Origin of the sequence: Streptomyces sp. NPDC000134 (assembly GCF_042899225.1) — a bacterium.
In the GTDB taxonomy this organism is placed as follows: domain Bacteria; phylum Actinomycetota; class Actinomycetes; order Streptomycetales; family Streptomycetaceae; genus Streptomyces.
Window position 1 is genome coordinate 165809 of sequence record NZ_JBIAZN010000004.1, and the last position, 17057, is coordinate 182865.

18 protein-coding genes are annotated in these 17057 nt (G+C 72.3%); 9 read left to right on the top strand and 9 right to left on the bottom strand.

Annotated elements, in window-relative coordinates; genetic code table 11:
• Window positions 1-10: 10 nt before the first annotated feature.
• The 3 genes from ACFY32_RS07700 to ACFY32_RS07710 all read right to left on the bottom strand — a co-directional run bounded on the left by ACFY32_RS07700 (window position 11) and on the right by ACFY32_RS07710 (window position 3787).
• Window positions 11-589: a TerD family protein gene (locus ACFY32_RS07700; RefSeq protein WP_359192705.1), complete on the bottom strand. Its 579-nt coding sequence runs from the start codon at window positions 587-589 to the stop codon at window positions 11-13.
• 141 nt (window positions 590-730) lie between these two features.
• On the bottom strand, window positions 731-2878 hold the full coding sequence (uvrB, locus tag ACFY32_RS07705) for an excinuclease ABC subunit UvrB (protein ID WP_390673679.1): 2148 nt from the start codon (window positions 2876-2878) through the stop codon (window positions 731-733).
• A 39-nt stretch (window positions 2879-2917) separates the two neighbouring features.
• On the bottom strand, window positions 2918-3787 hold the full coding sequence (locus ACFY32_RS07710) for an MHYT domain-containing protein (protein ID WP_359192711.1): 870 nt from the start codon (window positions 3785-3787) through the stop codon (window positions 2918-2920).
• 280 nt (window positions 3788-4067) lie between these two features.
• On the opposite strand from ACFY32_RS07710, the gene ACFY32_RS07715 reads away from it, so the two are divergent.
• Both ACFY32_RS07715 and ACFY32_RS07720 read left to right on the top strand, forming a co-directional pair.
• Window positions 4068-4955, top strand: a complete 888-nt coding sequence (locus tag ACFY32_RS07715; RefSeq protein WP_390673680.1) for a glycerophosphodiester phosphodiesterase — start codon at window positions 4068-4070, stop codon at window positions 4953-4955.
• Window positions 4956-5022: 67 nt separating this feature from the next.
• Window positions 5023-5577, top strand: a complete 555-nt coding sequence (locus ACFY32_RS07720; RefSeq protein ID WP_390673681.1) for a methylated-DNA--[protein]-cysteine S-methyltransferase — start codon at window positions 5023-5025, stop codon at window positions 5575-5577.
• A 135-nt stretch (window positions 5578-5712) separates the two neighbouring features.
• Here ACFY32_RS07720 and ACFY32_RS07725 read toward each other — a convergent pair whose 3' ends face one another.
• On the bottom strand, window positions 5713-6141 hold the full coding sequence (locus ACFY32_RS07725; protein ID WP_390673682.1) for a VOC family protein: 429 nt from the start codon (window positions 6139-6141) through the stop codon (window positions 5713-5715).
• Between the two features lie 99 nt (window positions 6142-6240).
• Between ACFY32_RS07725 and ACFY32_RS07730 the strand changes: the two genes are divergently transcribed.
• Both ACFY32_RS07730 and ACFY32_RS07735 read left to right on the top strand, forming a co-directional pair.
• A complete protein-coding gene (locus ACFY32_RS07730; protein WP_390673683.1) occupies window positions 6241-7149 on the top strand; it encodes a pseudouridine-5'-phosphate glycosidase in 909 nt (302 codons plus the stop codon).
• A complete protein-coding gene (locus tag ACFY32_RS07735; protein WP_390673684.1) occupies window positions 7146-8102 on the top strand; it encodes a carbohydrate kinase family protein in 957 nt (318 codons plus the stop codon). The genes ACFY32_RS07730 and ACFY32_RS07735 overlap by 4 nt, the downstream gene beginning before the upstream one ends.
• Window positions 8103-8197: 95 nt before the next feature.
• Here ACFY32_RS07735 and ACFY32_RS07740 read toward each other — a convergent pair whose 3' ends face one another.
• On the bottom strand, window positions 8198-8992 hold the full coding sequence (locus ACFY32_RS07740) for a methyltransferase domain-containing protein (RefSeq protein ID WP_359192727.1): 795 nt from the start codon (window positions 8990-8992) through the stop codon (window positions 8198-8200).
• A gap of 244 nt (window positions 8993-9236) precedes the next feature.
• On the opposite strand from ACFY32_RS07740, the gene ACFY32_RS07745 reads away from it, so the two are divergent.
• The gene (locus ACFY32_RS07745) at window positions 9237-10364 is read left to right on the top strand and encodes a magnesium and cobalt transport protein CorA (RefSeq protein ID WP_390673685.1); all 1128 of its coding nucleotides are present in this window, start codon (window positions 9237-9239) and stop codon (window positions 10362-10364) included.
• 22 nt (window positions 10365-10386) lie between these two features.
• On the opposite strand, the gene ACFY32_RS07750 is transcribed toward ACFY32_RS07745, so the two are convergent.
• Window positions 10387-11028, bottom strand: a complete 642-nt coding sequence (locus ACFY32_RS07750) for a uridine kinase (RefSeq protein WP_390673686.1) — start codon at window positions 11026-11028, stop codon at window positions 10387-10389.
• 192 nt (window positions 11029-11220) lie between these two features.
• Here ACFY32_RS07750 and ACFY32_RS07755 point away from each other — a divergent pair, with 192 nt between their 5' ends.
• Window positions 11221-11700, top strand: coding sequence for an anthrone oxygenase family protein (locus tag ACFY32_RS07755; RefSeq protein WP_359192736.1), 480 nt, complete (start codon window positions 11221-11223; stop codon window positions 11698-11700).
• 132 nt (window positions 11701-11832) lie between these two features.
• Window positions 11833-13323 carry a glutamate synthase subunit beta gene (locus ACFY32_RS07760; protein ID WP_390673687.1) on the top strand — a complete coding sequence of 497 codons (1491 nt, stop codon included), beginning with the start codon at window positions 11833-11835 and terminating at the stop codon, window positions 13321-13323.
• Window positions 13324-13492: 169 nt separating this feature from the next.
• Here the strand turns inward: ACFY32_RS07760 and ACFY32_RS07765 are convergent, their stop codons facing one another.
• The 3 genes from ACFY32_RS07765 to ACFY32_RS07775 form a co-directional block, all read right to left on the bottom strand.
• Window positions 13493-14296, bottom strand: coding sequence for an SAM-dependent methyltransferase (locus ACFY32_RS07765; protein WP_390673688.1), 804 nt, complete (start codon window positions 14294-14296; stop codon window positions 13493-13495).
• A 111-nt stretch (window positions 14297-14407) separates the two neighbouring features.
• Window positions 14408-14683, bottom strand: coding sequence for a DUF397 domain-containing protein (locus ACFY32_RS07770; protein ID WP_359192744.1), 276 nt, complete (start codon window positions 14681-14683; stop codon window positions 14408-14410).
• Complete coding sequence (locus ACFY32_RS07775; RefSeq protein WP_359192747.1) at window positions 14684-15544, bottom strand: helix-turn-helix transcriptional regulator; 861 nt, start codon at window positions 15542-15544, stop codon at window positions 14684-14686.
• A 252-nt stretch (window positions 15545-15796) separates the two neighbouring features.
• Here ACFY32_RS07775 and ACFY32_RS07780 point away from each other — a divergent pair, with 252 nt between their 5' ends.
• Together ACFY32_RS07780 and ACFY32_RS07785 are read left to right on the top strand one after the other, a co-directional pair.
• Window positions 15797-16519: an ATP-binding protein gene (locus tag ACFY32_RS07780; RefSeq protein WP_390673689.1), complete on the top strand. Its 723-nt coding sequence runs from the start codon at window positions 15797-15799 to the stop codon at window positions 16517-16519.
• Entirely contained in the window at window positions 16510-16950 is a 441-nt protein-coding gene (locus ACFY32_RS07785; RefSeq protein ID WP_390673690.1) for a hypothetical protein, read from the top strand. The genes ACFY32_RS07780 and ACFY32_RS07785 overlap by 10 nt, the downstream gene beginning before the upstream one ends.
• Window positions 16951-17057 lie beyond the last annotated feature (107 nt).

A 17057-nucleotide genomic window follows, 5' to 3' on the forward strand; every position in this document is an offset into this window, starting at 1 on the left:
CGCGTACGCCTTACAGGGCGGGCAGGATGGCCGGCATCAGGTCCTGGAAGGTGCGGCCGTTGGCCGGGGAGCCGAGGGCGGTCAGGGACCAGCCCTGGCCCGACCGGTGCACCTTCGCCATGATCTGGGCCGTGTACTGGCCGCCGCCGGCGAGCGTGTAGCGGGCGAGTTCCTGGCCGTTGGTCTCGTCGACCAGGCGGCAGAACGCGTTCTGCACCTCCTGGAAGGTCTGGCCCGTGAAGGAGTTCACGGTGAAGACGATCTGGTCGATGTGGACCGGGACGCGCTGGAGGTCGACGAGGATCGCCTCGTCGTCACCGCCCTGGCCGACTCCGCCGACGAGGTTGTCACCGGTGTGCCGCACCGAGCCGTCGTCGCTCACCAGGTGGCGGAAGAAGACGACGTCGACCGGCTGCTTGTCCGCGAACAGCACGGCGGAGGCGTCCAGGTCGATCTCCCGGGTGCGCGAGCCGAACAGGCCGCGCCGGGGAGCCGCCTGCCAGCCGAGACCCATGCGCACCGACGTCAGGCTGCCGCCGTCGTTCTTCTGCAGACTGATGGCCTGACCCTTGGTCATGTTGACGGTCACGCGCTGATTCCCCTCTTGAGCTTCCCCTGTTGCCGCGGCGCCCGCGGTTGTCGAGAACCCTACGCAGGGGCACTGACAGTGCCGTAGTCCCCTCCACGCTTTGTGTCGGTCTTGCAACACTGCGCGTGCCCGCGCGTGCCGTCAGGCCAGGCCGGCCTCCCGCATCTGACGCAGTTCCTTCTTCATCTCGGAGACCTCGTCGCGCAGCCGGGCCGCGATCTCGAACTGGAGGTCCGCGGCGGCGGCCCGCATGCGTGCGGTCATCTCCTCGATCTGCTCCGCCAGCTCGGCCGCCGGGCGGTCGGTGACGGCGGTCTCCTTGGCCTTGCCCTTGGCGGCCCTGCCGCCCTTGGCCCCGGCCGTCGCCTTGCCGAGGGAGGGCACGGGCGCCTTGGCCCCCTTGCCGTCCTTGGACTGGCCGCGGTATCCGGAACCGAGCAACTGCTCGGTGTCGACGTCCTCGCGGGCGATCTGCGCGACGATGTCGTTGATCTTCTTGCGGAGCGGCTGGGGATCGACGCCGTTCGCCTTGTTGTAGGCGACCTGCTTCTCCCGGCGGCGGTTGGTCTCGTCGATGGCCTTGGCCATCGCCGGGGTGATCTTGTCGGCGTACATGTGGACCTGACCGGAGACATTGCGCGCCGCGCGGCCGATGGTCTGGATCAGGGAGGTCCCGGAGCGCAGGAAGCCCTCCTTGTCGGCGTCGAGGATCGCCACCAGGGAGACTTCGGGCAGGTCGAGGCCCTCACGGAGGAGGTTGATGCCGACCAGGACGTCGTACTCGCCTACGCGCAGCTCGCGCAGCAGTTCGACGCGACGGAGGGTGTCGACGTCGCTGTGCAGGTAGCGCACCTGGATGCCCAGTTCCAGGAAGTAGTCGGTGAGGTCCTCGGCCATCTTCTTGGTGAGCGTGGTGACCAGGACGCGCTCGTTCTTCTCGGTGCGCTCGCGGATCTCGTGCACCAGGTCGTCGATCTGGCCCTCGGTGGGCTTGACGACGACCTCGGGGTCGACCAGGCCCGTGGGGCGGATGATCTGCTCGACGACGCCGTCCGAGCGGGACAGCTCGTACTGCCCCGGGGTGGCCGACAGGTAGACGGTCTGCCCGATGCGCTCCTGGAACTCCTCCCACTTCAGCGGGCGGTTGTCCAGCGCGGAGGGCAGCCGGAAGCCGTGGTCGACCAGGGTGCGCTTGCGGGAGGCGTCGCCCTCGTACATGGCGCCGATCTGCGGCACGGTGACGTGCGACTCGTCGATGACCAGGAGGAAGTCGTCCGGGAAGTAGTCGAGCAGGGTGTTCGGCGGGGAGCCGGGCAGGCGGCCGTCGAAGTGCATCGAATAGTTCTCCACGCCCGAGCAGGTGCCGATCTGGCGGAGCATCTCGATGTCGTACGTGGTGCGCATCCGCAGGCGCTGGGCCTCCAGCAGCTTGCCCTGCTTCTCCAGCTCGGCGAGGCGGTCGACCAGCTCCTTCTCGATGTCGTTGACGGCCCGCTCCATGCGCTCGGGTCCGGCGACGTAGTGGGAGGCGGGGAAGACGTAGAGGTGGTCGTCGTCGCTGATGATCTCGCCGGTGACGGGGTGGAGGGTGGAGAGGGCCTCGATCTCGTCGCCGAACATCTCGATGCGGACGGCCAGCTCCTCGTAGACCGGGAAGATCTCGATGGTGTCGCCGCGGACCCGGAAGGTGCCGCGGGTGAACGCCATGTCGTTGCGCGTGTACTGGATGTCCACGAAGCGGCGCAGCATCTCGTCGCGGTCGATCTCGTCGCCGACGCGGAGCGGGACCATGCGGTCCACGTACTCCTGCGGCGTACCGAGGCCGTAGATGCAGGACACCGAGGCGACCACGACGACGTCGCGGCGGGTGAGCAGCGAGTTGGTCGCGGAGTGGCGCAGCCGCTCGACCTCCTCGTTGATCGAGGAGTCCTTCTCGATGTAGGTGTCCGACTGCGGGACGTACGCCTCGGGCTGGTAGTAGTCGTAGTACGAGACGAAGTACTCGACGGCGTTGTTCGGCAGCAGCTCGCGGAACTCGTTCGCCAACTGGGCGGCCAGGGTCTTGTTCGGCGCCATCACCAGGGTGGGGCGCTGGAGCTTCTCGATCATCCACGCGGTGGTGGCGGACTTTCCGGTGCCGGTGGCGCCGAGCAGGACGACGTCCTTCTCGCCTGCTTCGACGCGCCGGGCGAGGTCGGCGATGGCCGTGGGCTGGTCGCCGCTCGGCTGGTAGGGGCTGACGACCTCGAAGGGCGCCACCGTGCGTTCAATGTGGGAAACGGGCCGCATGCCATCCACCGTACGACCCCCCACTGACAACGGGCCGGGTCAGCGGTTCTGCGGGGTGCGGGAGCGGGCCCGTACCAGGGTGCGGGGGGCCTGGGGCGGGTACGGGTGGCGGACCTGCGGGGAGACCGCCGTGCGGGCGGGGACGCCCGGCTTGGGTTCGGCGCGGAGCGCGGCGGGCTTCCCCATGATCAGGAGCGGGTCGAACAGCACGACGACGCCGGCGAGGACGAGGAACGCCAGCGGGCCCACCAGCATGGGCGCGAGAAGAGCGGCGGGCGGCTCCCCGGTGACGGGGACGGCGGTGCCGTGCAGATGGACGTCGAGCGCGGCCATGCCCGTGTAGTGCATGCCGGTGACGGCGAGGCCCATGACCAGGCTCGCGCCCACGCTCCACAGGACGCCGCGCACCTGGCCGGCGGCCCACAGGGCGGCGGTGGCCGCGGCCATCGCTATGACGACGGACACGGCCACGGTGACGGTGTTGTACCGCAGCTCGCCGTCGAGGCGCATACCGGCCATGCCCAGGTAGTGCATCGAGGCGATGCCGAGTCCGGTGATCGTGCCCCCGGTGAACAGGGCCGTGCCCCTGGCGCCCCGGTAGCCGACGATGAAGATCCCCACGCCGACCATGACGATGGCGATGGCGAGGCTGGCGAAGGTCAGCGGCTTGTCGTAGCGGATCGGCGTGCCCTCGACCGCGAACCCCATCATCGCGATGAAGTGCATGGTCCAGATGCCCGAGCCGATCGCCGCGGAGCCGAGCGCCAGCCATCCCGGCCGCCAGGAGCGGGCCAGCAGCACGGACCTGGTGGTGCAGCGCAGCCCGAGGGCGCCGCCCAGGCAGGCCATGAGGTAAGCCACCAGCGGTGTGACGAGTCCGTAGCTGAATCCGTCGACCGTGTCTTGCATGTGCGGCTGCCTTTCCGCCCTCTTGTGTCCCTGGGTCCCCCGGTGAGCACTCCTCCCAGAACCGCCCGAGCGATCAGGGTCGAGAGCAGAGAGTATGACTCCCACCGCAATGGTCGAACGATTCTCCGACAAAGAATCACCGATCCTGCCCCAGTTGTGCGCCCCCGGTGTGCGCAGTTGAGAGTCCCCCGTCTTTCCGCGCCGATTCCGCGCCCCGCCGTTCTTGACGCTCTGCTGTCACAGTTGAGCTGTCCGTGATCGGCCGACGCGAGGAGTACGTATGCACACGCGCGCAGTTGTCGCCACGACCACCGCGCTCCTGGGGGCCGCCGCCCTGCTGGGCCCGGCCTCGGCGGCTCGGGCCCACGGCGGGGAGCGGCCGGCCGTCATCGCCCACCGGGGCGCTTCGGCCTACGCCCCGGAGAACACCCTGGCCGCCGTCGACAAGGCGGCCGAGCTGGGCATCCACTGGGTGGAGAACGACGTCCAGCGCACCAAGGACGGTGAGCTGGTCGTGGTCCACGACGACACCCTGCGGCGTACCACGGACGTGGAGGAGGTCTTTCCCGGCCGGGCGCCGTGGAAGGTGAAGGACTTCACCGCCGCCGAGATCGCCCGCCTGGACGCCGGGAGCTGGTTCGGCGCCTCCTGGGCGGGCACGCGCGTGCCGACGCTGAGGCAGTACGTGGACCGTGTCGAGCATCACCACCAGAAGCTGCTGCTGGAGATCAAGAACCCCGGGCTGTATCCCGGCATCGAACGCGACACGCTCAAGGTGCTCGGCAACGAGGGCTGGCTGGACCGGCGGCATCTGTCCGGCCGGCTGATCGTGCAGAGCTTCGACACGGACAGCGTGCGGACCGTGCACGAGCTGGAGCCGGCCGTGAGGACCGGGGTCCTCGGGACTCCGCCGGTCCGGGACCTGCCCGCATACGCCGGGTTCGCCGATCAGATCAACCCCTCCTACAAGTCGCTCTCTGTGGGCTATGTGTCCGTCGTCCACGCCCTCACGGGGCCGCACGGCAAGCCGATGGAGGTCTTCACCTGGACGGTCGACGACGCGGCCGGTGCCCGGCGGGCGGCCGGGTACGGCGTGGACGGCATCATCACCGACAAGCCGGACGTGGTCCGGGAGGCGACGCTCGGCGCGGGCGGCGCCGGGCAGTGAGCGCGGGGCGGGGCCGCCGGGGCCGCTCCGGACGGCAATGTCAGTGCCGGGCCGTACGGTGGGGCGCATGGACAGCCATGGGCAGTACGGGCGGCGGGTGGGGTGGACGGTCGTCGGCACCGGCATCGGTCCGCTGCTGCTGGCCGCGACCCGCGAGGGCCTGGTCAACGTCGTGTTCCACGCCACCGGCCCGGTGCGGGACCGGGCGCTCGGGCGGCTCGCCTCACGACTGGGCGCCGAGCCCGTCGAGGCGCCCGGCTCCCCGCTGCTGGCGGAGGCGGTACGCCAGGTCGAGGCGTACTTCGCCGGTGCGCGGCGGGGCTTCGACCTGCCGCTGGACTGGTCGCTGATCTCGGGCTTCAACCGCGAGGTGCTGCGGAAGCTGGCGGCCGAGGTCCCCTACGGTTCGGTCGTCGGCTACGGCGATCTCGCCGGGCGGGCGGGCCAGCCGGGCGCGGCCCAGGCGGTGGGCACGGCGATGGGTGCCAACCCGCTGCCCGTGGTGGTGCCGTGCCACCGGGTCGTGGAGAGCCACGGCGGCATAGGCGGGTTCGGGGGCGGTCTGGAGACCAAGCGGAAGCTGCTCGCGCTGGAGGGCGTGCTGCCGGAGCCGCTGTTCTGATCCGGTGGGCCGGCCTGCCGGATCGGCCCGGTGGCGGACCCGGTGGGCCGGCCTCGTGGAATCGGCCCGGCGGCCGACCCGATGGGCTGACCCGGCCGGTCGGCCCGGTGAATGCCGATGCCCGGGGCCTGGGCGTCAGGCGTAGTGCCGGGCCTCGAAGATGTTCCCGTCCGGATCGGTGAAGTAGAAGGCGCGTTCGGCCAGGCCCCGGGCGCCGTACAGGTCGTGGGTGAGCTGCGATACGGGGACCTGCTGCTCCGCCAGGCGGTCGCGCAGCGCGTCGAAGGCGTCCGCCGGCAGTGACAGGCAGACGTGGTTGACGGGGTGGCCGGCGCTGTCCGCGGCGCCGGGCAGCATCCTCATGTGCTCCGCCATGGTGAGCGGCGCCAGGTCGAAGACGGTCTCCTCGTTGAGGCGTACGGAGGGGAACGCCACGGTGCCCGCCGCGAATTCGGTGAGCCTGAGGGGCTCCAGCCCGAGGACCTTCTCGTAGAAGCCGGCCGCGGCGATCGGATCGCGCACCCACAGGACGACGTGGTCGAAACGTGCCGTGTTGTCCGTCATGCTCACCAGGCTCGTGCCGCGCTCCGCGCGCCGCAAGTGTTTGGTCCGGTGCGGCGGCCGCCAGGGATGAGGGAGAACCGACGGACAGGAGGCATACCCGTGGTGCTGGTGGTGTCGGAAGAGGTGCGGGAGGCGCTCGACGCGCGTCGGCCCGTGGTGGCCCTGGAGTCCACGATCATCGCGCACGGGCTGCCCCGCCCGCGCAATCTCCAGGTGGCACGGGAGCTGGAGCAGGCGGTACGGCGGGAGGGAGCCGTTCCGGCGACGATCGCCGTGCTGGACGGCCGGCCGCAGGTCGGGCTGGGCGAGGAGCAGTTGGAGCGGATCGCCGGTGACGACGGCGTCCGCAAGCTCGGGCACCGGGACCTGCCGCTCGCGGTGGCCTCGGGCGCGATCGGGGCGACCACGGTGTCGGCGACCGCCCTGCTGGCGGCCCGATCGGGCATCCGGGTGTTCGCCACCGGCGGGCTCGGCGGGGTGCACCGGGAGTGGACGGTGACGCAGGACGAGTCGGCCGACCTCGGTCTGCTGGCGCGGACCAGGATCACCGTGGTGTGCGCCGGGGTGAAGTCGATCCTGGACGTGCCGGCGACCTTGCAGCGGCTGGAGACACTGGGTGTCGCGGTGGCCGGGTACGGCACGGACCGGTTCCCCGGCTTCTACCTGTCCGACTCGGGACATCCGGTGGACTGGACGCTGCGCACGCCGGAGGAGGTGGCACAGGTCATGCGGGCCCAGGACGCGCTCGGCGCGCCCGGGTCGGCGCTGGTCGTCGCCAACCCCGTGCCCGAGGAGGAACAGCTCGATCCCGGACTGCACGAGCGCGTACTGGCCGACGCGCTGCGCGCGTGCGCGCGGGAGGGCGTCACCGGTCAGGCGGTCACGCCGTTCCTGCTCGACCACCTGGCGCGGCACACCGACGGGGCCTCGCTGAGCGCCAACCTGGCGGCGGTGCGCGGCAACGTACGGCTGGCGGCGCGGGTGGCGACCGCCTGGGCCCGGGTGTGACGGCGGGGCCGTGCGGTGCCCTGCTGGTCGTCGGTGACGTCGTCACGGACATCGTCGCCCGGCATCGCGGACCGCTGGCCGCCGGGACGGACACGGCCGCGTCGATCCGGAAGCTGCCGGGCGGGGCCGGTGCCAACGCGGCGTGCTGGGCGGCGCACCAGGGGTGCGGTGACGTCCGGTTGGTCGGGCGGGTCGGCGCGGACGCGGCGGCCTGGCACGAGCGGGAGCTGCTGGCGTCCGGGGTGCGGCCCCGGCTGGTGGTGGACGAGGAGGCGCCGACGGGGACGGTGATCTGCCTGGTCGACTCGGACGCGGCGGCCGAGCGCACGTTCCTGACGGACAGTGGGGCGTCGCTGCTGCTGAAGCCCGGTGACTGGTCGGACGCGTTGCTCGACGGCGTGGCCCGGCTGCATCTGTCGGGGTACCTCTTGTTCTCCGCGCCCGGCCGCGCGCTCGTGACGGTCGCCCTGGAGGCGGCACGCGCACGCGGGGTGCCGGTGAGCCTGGACCCGGCGTCGTCCGGGTTCCTGACCGAGCTGGGCGCGGACCGCTTCCTGGCGCTCGTCGGGGGTGTGAACGTCCTGCTGCCCAGCCGTGCCGAGGCGGGTCTGCTCACCGGGCTGTCCGACGCGGCGGACGCGGCGGCGGCGCTGAGCCGGCGGTTTCCGCTGGTGGTCGCCAAGCAGGGAGCGGACGGCGCGCTGGTGGCGCGCGGCGGTTCCGTGTGCGCCCGGGTGCCCGCCGTACCGGCGGTTCCCCGGGACACCACGGGCGCCGGTGACGCCTTCACCGGCGGGTTCCTCGCCGCCCTGCTGGCCGGCGCCGCACCGGAGGCGGCGGCTGCGGAGGGGTGCCGGGCGGGCGCGCTGGCGGTGGAGCGGCTGGGCGGCAGACCTCCCGGGGCGGGGACGGGCAGGGGCGCTTCCGCCTCCCCGGCGCGAGGCGGCCCGTGACCCGAGCCGGCCGTGGCCGCGACGACCGGCTCCGCGCCCCGGCTCACCGGACGGTGGCGGTGGCGCGGTACGGGGCCGTCCTCCCGGTCCGCCGCTCACGCCTTGCGGCCCCAGGCCGAGACCATCGGGGCCGTGGCCAGGTCCATGGCGCCGGACGCCACGTTGGCGAGGTGGCGGTCGATGTCCTGGTCGGTGGCGAGTCCGGCGCGGACGAGCTGGTCGCGGACCTGACGGATGGTGGCGGTCTCCAGGGCGGCACAGGCGGGCGAGGTCACCGGGAAGTGGGCGTCCGCCTCCACGCGGTGCAGTCCCGCCTCCCGGAGCAGGCGCGGGAGTTGACGGCCGTGGGCCACGTCGGCGCCCCGACGGGTGGTCAGTTGGCGGAAGGCGTACCGCAACCGGTTCGCCAACTGCTGCTCGGGGCCGTGCTCGTCGGGGCAGAGCAGCGGCTGGAGCGCGAGGTCGGCGTCCTCGACCAGCAGCCGGCCGCCGGGGCGCAGGGACTGGGCCATCGACCGCAGCGCCCGCTCCCGCTCCGGTACGCGCACCAGGACGAGGCGGGCGTGCACGAGGTCGAAGCCCTCCCCCGGCGGCTCCTGGGACGTCACGTCGTGCCTGAGCACCTCCACCGGCGGACGGGCGACCCGGGCGAGCCGCGCGGTGTCGACGTCCGTCACGATGACCTTTCCGGTGGGCCCCACCTTCTTGGCCAGCCAGGAGATCACCGAGGTGCCGCCGGGCCCGACCTCCCAGCAGCGCCAGCCGGGGCCGACGCCTAGGGCCGCCAGGTGCCGGAACGTCGTGGGGTCGTACAGGGCGGCGAAGGCGTCGAGGCGCTCCGCCGGCTCGGTCGGCCGATTGTCGAGAAGGTCTCCGTCGGTTCGCGTCATGCACTGATCATCCCAGTTGCCCGGCTTGTCCGAAGTGGTCGACGCTCCGGAACGACATCCCGCGGGGCCCCTCGCGCGGCGCCCGCTCCCTCTCCCCCATCGGCCACCGACGCCTGTCCACAGCCGGGAACAAAGCGGAATCCTCCGTTTCCACAGGCCCGCACACGACCCGCCCCGAGCTGGCAAACTGGCGCGCCAGGGCGCAGAAAGCACGGCGCGAGGGGTTCCACGCGAGGAGATCCACATGTCCATGGCAGGGAATCTGCGGAAGGTCACGAGCCTCGGCAGGGCCGGCGGCCTCCGCACAGTCGCGAGGCTGGCCCGGCGGCGCCCGCGCGTCGACCTGAGCCACCCCGCGCGTTCCCCGCTCGGCTCCTCGGTGGTGAACTGCGTGACGTACCGGGACGGCGTCCGCACCCCGGAAGGCACCGGCCTGGTCGACGCCGTGCGGCGGGTGCGCAAGCGAGGTGACGGCTTCGTCTGGCTCGGCCTGCACGAGCCGACGAACGAGGAGTTCGCGGACATCGCCGAGCTGTTCGACCTGCATCCACTGGCGGTCGAGGACGCCGTCGAGGCCCATCAGCGTCCGAAGCTGGAGCGGTACGGCGACACCCTCTTCGCCGTGTTCAAGACGGTCTGCTACGTCGAGCACGAGGAGCTGACCGCCACCAGCGAGGTGGTGAACACCGGCGAGATCATGGTCTTCGTCGGCCCGGACTTCGTGGTGACCGTACGGCACGGGCGGCACGGCTCGCTGGGACCGCTGCGGGAGGAGCTGGAGTCCGATCCGGAGCAGCTCGCCAAGGGGCCGTCGGCGGTGTTGCACGCGATCGCGGACCATGTCGTCGACGACTTCCTGACCGCCATCGACGAGGTGCAGGGGGACATCGACCAGGCCGAGACGGCCGTCTTCGCGGAGGACGGGGCGCGGCTGGACCCGGGGCGGATCTACCAGCTCAAGCGGGAACTGCTGGAGCTGAAGCGGGCGGTGGTGCCGCTCGGCCGGCCGCTGGAGGAGCTGGCCACCCGGCCGGTCCGCGTGGTCGCCCCGGAGATACGGGCCTACTTCCGCGATGTCTCCGACCACCTGCTGCGGGCCACGGAGCAGATCGCCGCCTTCGACGAACTGCTCAACTCCATCCTCCAGGCACACCTGGCGCAGGTCACCGTCGCGCAGAACGAGGACATGCGGAAGATCACCGCCTGGGCGGCGATCGTGGCCGTGCCGACCATGGTGTGCGGCGTGTACGGCATGAACTTCGAGCACATGCCCGAGCTGGGGTGGCGGTACGGATACGCCCTGGTCATCGGCTTGATCACCGTCGCCTGCGCGGTGCTGTACCGGGGCTTCCGGCGCAACGGCTGGCTGTAGACGTCCGGGAGCGGCACGGCGGTCAGCCGTTCCAGGCGGGGTGCCGGGGGTCGTCGGCACGCACCAGGACGTCGGCGGTGCCGGCCGGGTCGGTCTCGTCCGCGTAGCGCTCGAAGGCGGGCAGCGTCCACTGCTCGGCCTCGGGGGTGCGGCGGCGCAGGGCGCCCGGGGTGAGGAGGAGGTGGACGCTCAGGTCGAAGGGGAACCAGTGACGCAGGAGAAGGGGGCCGTGCAGGAGCAGGAAGCCGCCGGGCGGGAGGGCCGTGTAGGGGCTGCGGGTGGCGCGGTCGGTGACGGGGTCCCACAGGTCGGGTAGGACGCGTCCGTCGCCGCCGGGTTCGAGGGGCCCGAAGACCTCGCGCCACAGGGCGCCGGTGTCGTACCAGCCGTCGTAGTAGGCGTCGATGTCCTGATGGCCGTACTGCAGCCGGACCGAGGCGGGGCGCAGGAAGCCTGCCGTGCCGACGACCAGGGAGGGGCGGCCGAGGACACGGAGCGTCTTGGCGACGCGCTCGGCCAGGTCGCCGGGGCGGGCGGCGGGGGCTCCGTCGAAGGCGACGCGCGGCCAGGGGCTGCCGTCGGCCGGTTTCAGGTCGAGCAGTCGCTCGGCGAGCCGGTCGCCGAGCCGGTCCCAGGTGATCGCTTCCCATCGCACAGGGCCCATGATGCGCCAGGCACCGTCCCGGCGGGTCGGGCACCTCGGCGACGGGGGCGACGGTGGGAGAAGAGGGACGGCGGCCGGCGGTCCGGACGAGCGCCCGGGGCCGCCGCGCCCCGCGGCCATGGGCAGCCAGCCCGCGCGGGGCTCGACGTGGACGACGGACGACAGTGGACGACGGACGGGAGTGGACGAGAGATGATCGATGGGCCGTACTTCGTGCTGACGGTGCTGGGGGTGCTGGGGACGGGACTGGTGGCCGGGGTGTTCTGCGGTTTCTCGGCCTTCGTGATGCGGGGGCTGGCCGCGTTGCCGCCCGCGCAGGGCGTGGCGGCGATGAAGGCGATCAACGTGGCCGCGGTGACACCGGCCTTCATGGCGCTGTTCGTCGGTTCCGCGGTGCTGTGCGGGGTGATCGCCGTGGTGACGTTCGTGCTGTGGCCGGACGAGGGCACGGGGGAACTGCTGCTGGGCAGCGCGCTGTACCTGGTCGGGTCGTTCGGCGTCACCGTGATCGCCAACGTGCCCCGCAACGACGCGCTGGCCCGGCTGGACCCGGGCACCTCGGAGGCGACCGCGTACTGGCCGGCGTACGTGCGCGAGTGGACGGCCTGGAACCACGTCCGCACCGCCGCGTCCGCCGGGGCGGCGGCGGCCTACATATCGGCCCTCACCTGAGCGCCGCCCGGCGAGGCCCCGGGCCGGCCACTCGCGGCCGCTCTGCGGGGTGGGCGGGCCGGACGTAACGTGGATCGAGGAGTGCCGCCGCCGACGCACGGCCCGCGACCCGCGCACGCAAGGAAGACGGCCATGGCCGACCCCAAGGGATTCATGACCACTCCCCGCGAGGACTGGCCGCGCAGGCCGGTCGGGGAGCGGGTCCGCGACTGGCAGGAGGTCCATGTCCCGGGGGCGCTGCTGCCGATCATCGGCGGGCAGGCCGACCGCTGCATGGACTGCGGTGTCCCGTTCTGCCACGAGGCGTGTCCGCTGGGGAACCTGATCCCCGACTGGAACGACCTGGTCGCCCGGGAGGACTGGCGCAGGGCGAGCGACCGGCTGCACGCCACGAACAACTTCCCGGAGTTCACGGGCCGGTTGTGTCCCGCGCCGTGCGAGGCGGGCTGCGTACTGGCGATCAACCAGCCGGCCGTCACCATCAAGAACGTCGAGTGCGCCATCGCCGACCGGGCATGGGAGGAGGGCTGCGCCGCACCACACCCGCCGGAGCGGCTGTCGGGCAGGACGGTGGCGGTGATCGGGTCGGGGCCCGCGGGGCTCGCCGCTGCGCAGCAGCTCACCCGGGCGGGGCACACGGTCGCCGTGTACGAGAGGGACGACCGGATCGGCGGGCTGCTGCGGTACGGCATCCCCGAGTTCAAGATGGAGAAGCGCCATCTGGAGCGGCGTATCGAGCAGATGCGGGCCGAGGGGACGAGGTTCCGTCCCTGCACGGCGGTCGGCCGGGACATCGGCGCCGGGGAGCTGCGCAGCGGGTACGACGCCGTGGTGATCGCCACCGGGGCGACGGCGTGGCGGGAACTAGCGGTACCCGGGCGGGAGTTGGCCGGTGTCCATCAGGCGATGGAGTATCTGCCGCTGGCCAACCGGGTGCGCGAGGGCGACCTGGAGGCGTCCCCGCTGAGCGCCGCCGGGAAGCACGTGGTCATCGTCGGCGGCGGGGACACGGGGGCGGACTGTCTGGGCACGGCGGTACGGGAAGGCGCCGCGTCGGTGACCCAGTTGGACATCTACACGCAGCCGGGCACGGCACGTGACGAGGAGGGGGAGCCCTGGCCGACGTATCCGAGGGTGTACCGGCTGTCGGCGGCGCACGAGGAGGCGCGTGATCTTCGGTCCGCGCCGGCGGCGGACGCGGACGCGCGCCTGTTCGGGGCGTCCACGCTCCGTCTGACCGGTGACGCGGACGGGCATGTGCGGTCGCTGCACCTGAGCGGTGTGGACGACCGGCGCCGCCCGTTGCCGGGCACCGGGCGGACGCTCCCCGCCGACCTGGTGCTGCTGGCCCTCGGTTTCTCGGGACCGGACCGCGCGGACGGGCTGGCCGGCCAGTTGGGGCTGGAGCTGGAGCCGCGCGGCACGATCGCGCGGGACGCGGGGTTCGCGACGAACGTCCCCGGTGTGTTCGCCGCGGGGGACGCGGCGCGCGGGCAGTCGCTCATCGTGTGGGCGATAGCGGAGGGGCGTGCGGTGGCGGCGGCCGTCGACCGCCACCTGACCGGCGGCCCCTCACGCCTGCCCGCGCCGATCGGGCCGTACGACCGTCCGATGACGGTCTGAGTCCGGGCGGGGGCCGGACGGGGGCAGCCACCGTTCGCGGTGCTGGGCAGTCGGTCCGCCCCCACGCACGCCACGACCGCGGTCACGGCCACGGCCACGGCCGAAACGCCCCCACCAGCCCTCATCACCAGCCCCTCGGCGCCGCAGGCCCCCGTCGGCGCCCCAGCCGTCACGGCTTGCGGGCCACCGCCCCGTATCCCGGGATGACCCCGTCGTCCTGGCCGGGGATCGGTTCGCCCAGTTCGGGGTGCCACCGGTGGGGCACCTCGATGCCGGGCTCGACCAGTTCGAGTCCGTCGAAGAAGCGGGCGAACTCCTCGCGGGAGCGCAGCGCCAGCATCACTCCGGCTGCCCTGAGCTTGGCGGTGGCCGCTTCCGACTCCTCCGGCGTGAAGTCGGCGGTGGCATGGGTGACCACCAGGTGACTGCCGGAGGGCAGCGCGTGAAGCAGCCGGCGCACCAGCTCGTGCGCGCCGTCCTCGTCGGGGACGAAGTGCAGCAGCGCCACCAGGGACAGCGCCACCGGCCTGCCGAGGTCGAGGATCTTCCTGGCGCCCTCCAGGATGGTGTCCGGCTCGCGCACGTCGGCCTGGAGGTACTCGGTGGCGCCCTCGGGCGTGCCGCGCAGCAGGGCCGCCGCGTGGGCCAGCACGATGGGGTCGTTGTCGCAGTAGACGACACGTGCGTCCGGCGCGATCTCCTGGGCGACCTGGTGGAGGTTCGGTTCGGTCGGTATGCCCGTGCCGATGTCCAGGAACTGCCGGATGCCCCGCCCCGCCAGCCAGCGCGTGGCCCGCTGCATGAACGCGCGGTTGACCCGGGCCATGACCGGCACCCTCGGGTCGAGGGTGAGCATCTGCCGGCCCATCTCCTCGTCCACGGGGTAGTTGTCCTTGCCGCCGAGGTACCAGTCGTACATCCGCGCGGGATGGGGCTTGCTCGTGTCGATCTCGATGGGGTGCTGTCCGGTCATGACGGACTCCAGAGGGCTAAGTCTGTGCTGCGGTAAGTGATCAAGTCAGTGCCGATGCGGAAGAGAAGTGACAGGGGGCAAGAGACGTAAAAAGCAAGTGGTGCGCAGGTGTCAGGAGAGCAGGAAGTCCGCCTCTCCCGCCTTGGCCCCCTGGATGAAGGCCGTCATCTCGTCGGAGGTGTAGATCAGCGCGGGCCCGTCGGGGTCGGTGGACTGCCGGACGGCTATCCGGCCGTCGGCGAGCTTCATCGCCTCCAGGCAGTTGCCGCCGTTGCCGCCGCTCCACGGCTTGTGCCAGCCCTCGCTGCCCAGCTCGCGTGCGGGCATGCCGTTGTAGATCCGCTCGCCGCGGACCCGCGGCTTGGGCTTGGACGTGATGCGATCCATTCACAGCTCCTTGCGGAGATCCCGGAGGATCTCCTTCGTGCGATGTGCCGTGGCGGCTTGCGCCGCCATGCGGTCCATGACCTCCAGGTGGGTCGCCACCTCTGAGCGCGCGTCCAGGTAGACGGCGCCGGTCAGGTACTCGCTGTAGACCATGTCCGGGAGTTCCGGCACGGCGAATCGGAACAGCACGAAGGGCCCGTACGTGCCGGGGTGCGGCCCGTTGGCGAACGGGACGACCTGAAGCGTGACGTTGGGCAGCTTCGTGGCTTCGAGCAGTCTGTCGACCTGGGCCCGCATCACCTCCGGACCGCCGACCGGCCGGCGCAGCACGGTCTCGTCCATGACGACCCACAGCCGGGGGGCGTCCTTGCGGGTGAGGAGGTCCTGGCGCCGCATGCGCAGGGCGACGTGGCGCTCGATGTCGTCGGGGCGGGTCTGGCCGATGGCGCCGGACTGCAGCACCCCGCGAGCGTAGTCCTCGGTCTGGAGCAGCCCGGGGACGAAGTGCGGTTCGTAGGAGCGGATGAGGGACGCGGCCCCCTCCAGGCTGACGTACATGGAGAACCAGCCCGGCAGGATGTCGTGGAACCGCTGCCACCAGCCGGGTTTGTTGGCCTCCTCGGCCAACTGGACGAACGCCTCGGCCTCCTCGTCGGAGACCCCGTACGCCTTGAGCAGCAACTGGAGGTACGGGATCTTCAGCCCGACCTCGGCCATCTCCATCCGGCGGACGGTGGCGGGGGCGACGCGGAGGATGCGGGCGGCCTCCTCGCGCTTCATCCCGGCGCGTTCCCGCAGGTCCAGCAGGCGCCGGCCGAGGACGACCTGGCCGACCGTCGGCGCGGACCGCGGTTCGCTCACCGTTCCACCTCCAAGAAGATCCCTTTGTCGCGCGCCGCGGCCACGGGGCCGCCGGACCGGCCGCGACCGCGTGCGGACAGCCCGGCGGCGCCATTCGAAGACGTTTTCGAAGGTCGGCGCAGACCTCCGCTGCCTTGAACTGGCGCCGCTCGACGTGCTGTTGCGAGCAGTGTGCCACGTCAGTCCAGAGCGTCACACCGCACTCTGCAATTTTCAGAGTGACACTTGCCAAGTGTTCACGGCGGGGAGATAGTGGCAAGCGTGATTCCGTCCGCGCCTTTAGGAACAGACGCCGCCACGGGCCGCCACGGCCTCGGCGCCGCCACGGAAGCCGCCCCCGCCAAGGCCGCTGCCGAGCGCAGGTTCCGCTTCGAGCTGGCCGCCCACCCGGGTTCTCCCGCCCAGGCCAGACGCCTGACGCGGGCCCGGCTGACCAACTGGGCGGTGTGCGAGGACACCTGCGACACGGCTGCCCTGGTCGTCTCCGAGCTGGTCACCAACGCCATCGTGCACACCGCGAGCAGACACATAGTGTGCGAGCTGCACGACGGCGCCGAGCTGGTGCGCATAGCCGTACGTGACGAGGGATGCGCGCCCGGCCAGCCGCACGCCTCGTCCCGGGACCAGCCCGAGGAGGAGCACGGGCGGGGTCTGCTCCTGGTCGACGCCCTGTGCCACTCCTGGGGCGCGCAGGAACAGGGCCCCGGGCTGATGGTCTGGGCCGAGCTGCCGCGCCGGGCCGGCGGAGCGCACGGCATCCCCGAGCCGCGCGGCGACCTGGGCTGGGGCGCGCGGCCCAAGCCCGACCCGGCCGAGGGCGGCCCGGACGACGGCTCCGGCAAGAGTTCCGGCGACCGCCCCGGGGAAGGCTCCGGCGGCGAGAACCGGTTCCGCACCGCACGGCAGGACCAGCCGCGCGTACAGGCGCAGCAGACGCATCGAGCACGCCACATGACGGGGGACGCATGGCTGTGAGCGCAGTGTCAGGTGCCCGGGTCCTCGGCCTGGACACGCTGGTCCGGCTCCAGCGGGGGGTCCGGGCCGCGGCGGCGCCGCACCGGCTCGCCGTACCGGACGGCATGAGCGCGCCGCTGGGCTGCGACGCGGTGGCGGTTCCCTCGCTGCTGGGCCAGCAGGTGCTTCCCCGGCTGCCGCGCGTGGGGTGCGTCTTCGCCGACGAGGCGCACTGGTGGTGGCTCGTTCCCTCCGACTCCGACTACGCCATGGAGTGGCCCGCCCCGGCGCGGTACGCCGCGGGAGCGGTGCTGCCCGACTCCCCCGACGTGCCCGGCCTCATCCACCGACCGGACGGTACGGTTCCGTACACCCCGCCGATCCCCCTCTACCTGACGCTGTGCCGCCTGACGGGCACGACGCCGACCTGGTCGCGCCCCGTCAGCGCGTGACGAAGCGCCCGGCCGGCCCGTAACGAGGGACCTTCGCCCCGGCGTCGCGGGCCCCGGTCCCGGTGTGCGCCCCCGCGCTCCCGCCTGCCCCGCTCGCGCTCTGCCCC

Coding starts and splice junctions, on each gene's coding strand:
- uvrB (WP_390673679.1), bottom strand. CDS start 2,878: ATGCGGCCCGTTTCCCACATTGAACGCACGGTGGCGCCCTTCGAGGTC.
- ACFY32_RS07710 (WP_359192711.1), bottom strand. CDS start 3,787: ATGCAAGACACGGTCGACGGATTCAGCTACGGACTCGTCACACCGCTG.
- ACFY32_RS07715 (WP_390673680.1), top strand. CDS start 4,068: ATGCACACGCGCGCAGTTGTCGCCACGACCACCGCGCTCCTGGGGGCC.
- ACFY32_RS07720 (WP_390673681.1), top strand. CDS start 5,023: ATGGACAGCCATGGGCAGTACGGGCGGCGGGTGGGGTGGACGGTCGTC.
- ACFY32_RS07725 (WP_390673682.1), bottom strand. CDS start 6,141: ATGACGGACAACACGGCACGTTTCGACCACGTCGTCCTGTGGGTGCGC.
- ACFY32_RS07740 (WP_359192727.1), bottom strand. CDS start 8,992: ATGACGCGAACCGACGGAGACCTTCTCGACAATCGGCCGACCGAGCCG.
- ACFY32_RS07745 (WP_390673685.1), top strand. CDS start 9,237: ATGTCCATGGCAGGGAATCTGCGGAAGGTCACGAGCCTCGGCAGGGCC.
- ACFY32_RS07750 (WP_390673686.1), bottom strand. CDS start 11,028: ATGGGCCCTGTGCGATGGGAAGCGATCACCTGGGACCGGCTCGGCGAC.
- ACFY32_RS07755 (WP_359192736.1), top strand. CDS start 11,221: ATGATCGATGGGCCGTACTTCGTGCTGACGGTGCTGGGGGTGCTGGGG.
- ACFY32_RS07760 (WP_390673687.1), top strand. CDS start 11,833: ATGGCCGACCCCAAGGGATTCATGACCACTCCCCGCGAGGACTGGCCG.
- ACFY32_RS07765 (WP_390673688.1), bottom strand. CDS start 14,296: ATGACCGGACAGCACCCCATCGAGATCGACACGAGCAAGCCCCATCCC.
- ACFY32_RS07770 (WP_359192744.1), bottom strand. CDS start 14,683: ATGGATCGCATCACGTCCAAGCCCAAGCCGCGGGTCCGCGGCGAGCGG.
- ACFY32_RS07785 (WP_390673690.1), top strand. CDS start 16,510: ATGGCTGTGAGCGCAGTGTCAGGTGCCCGGGTCCTCGGCCTGGACACG.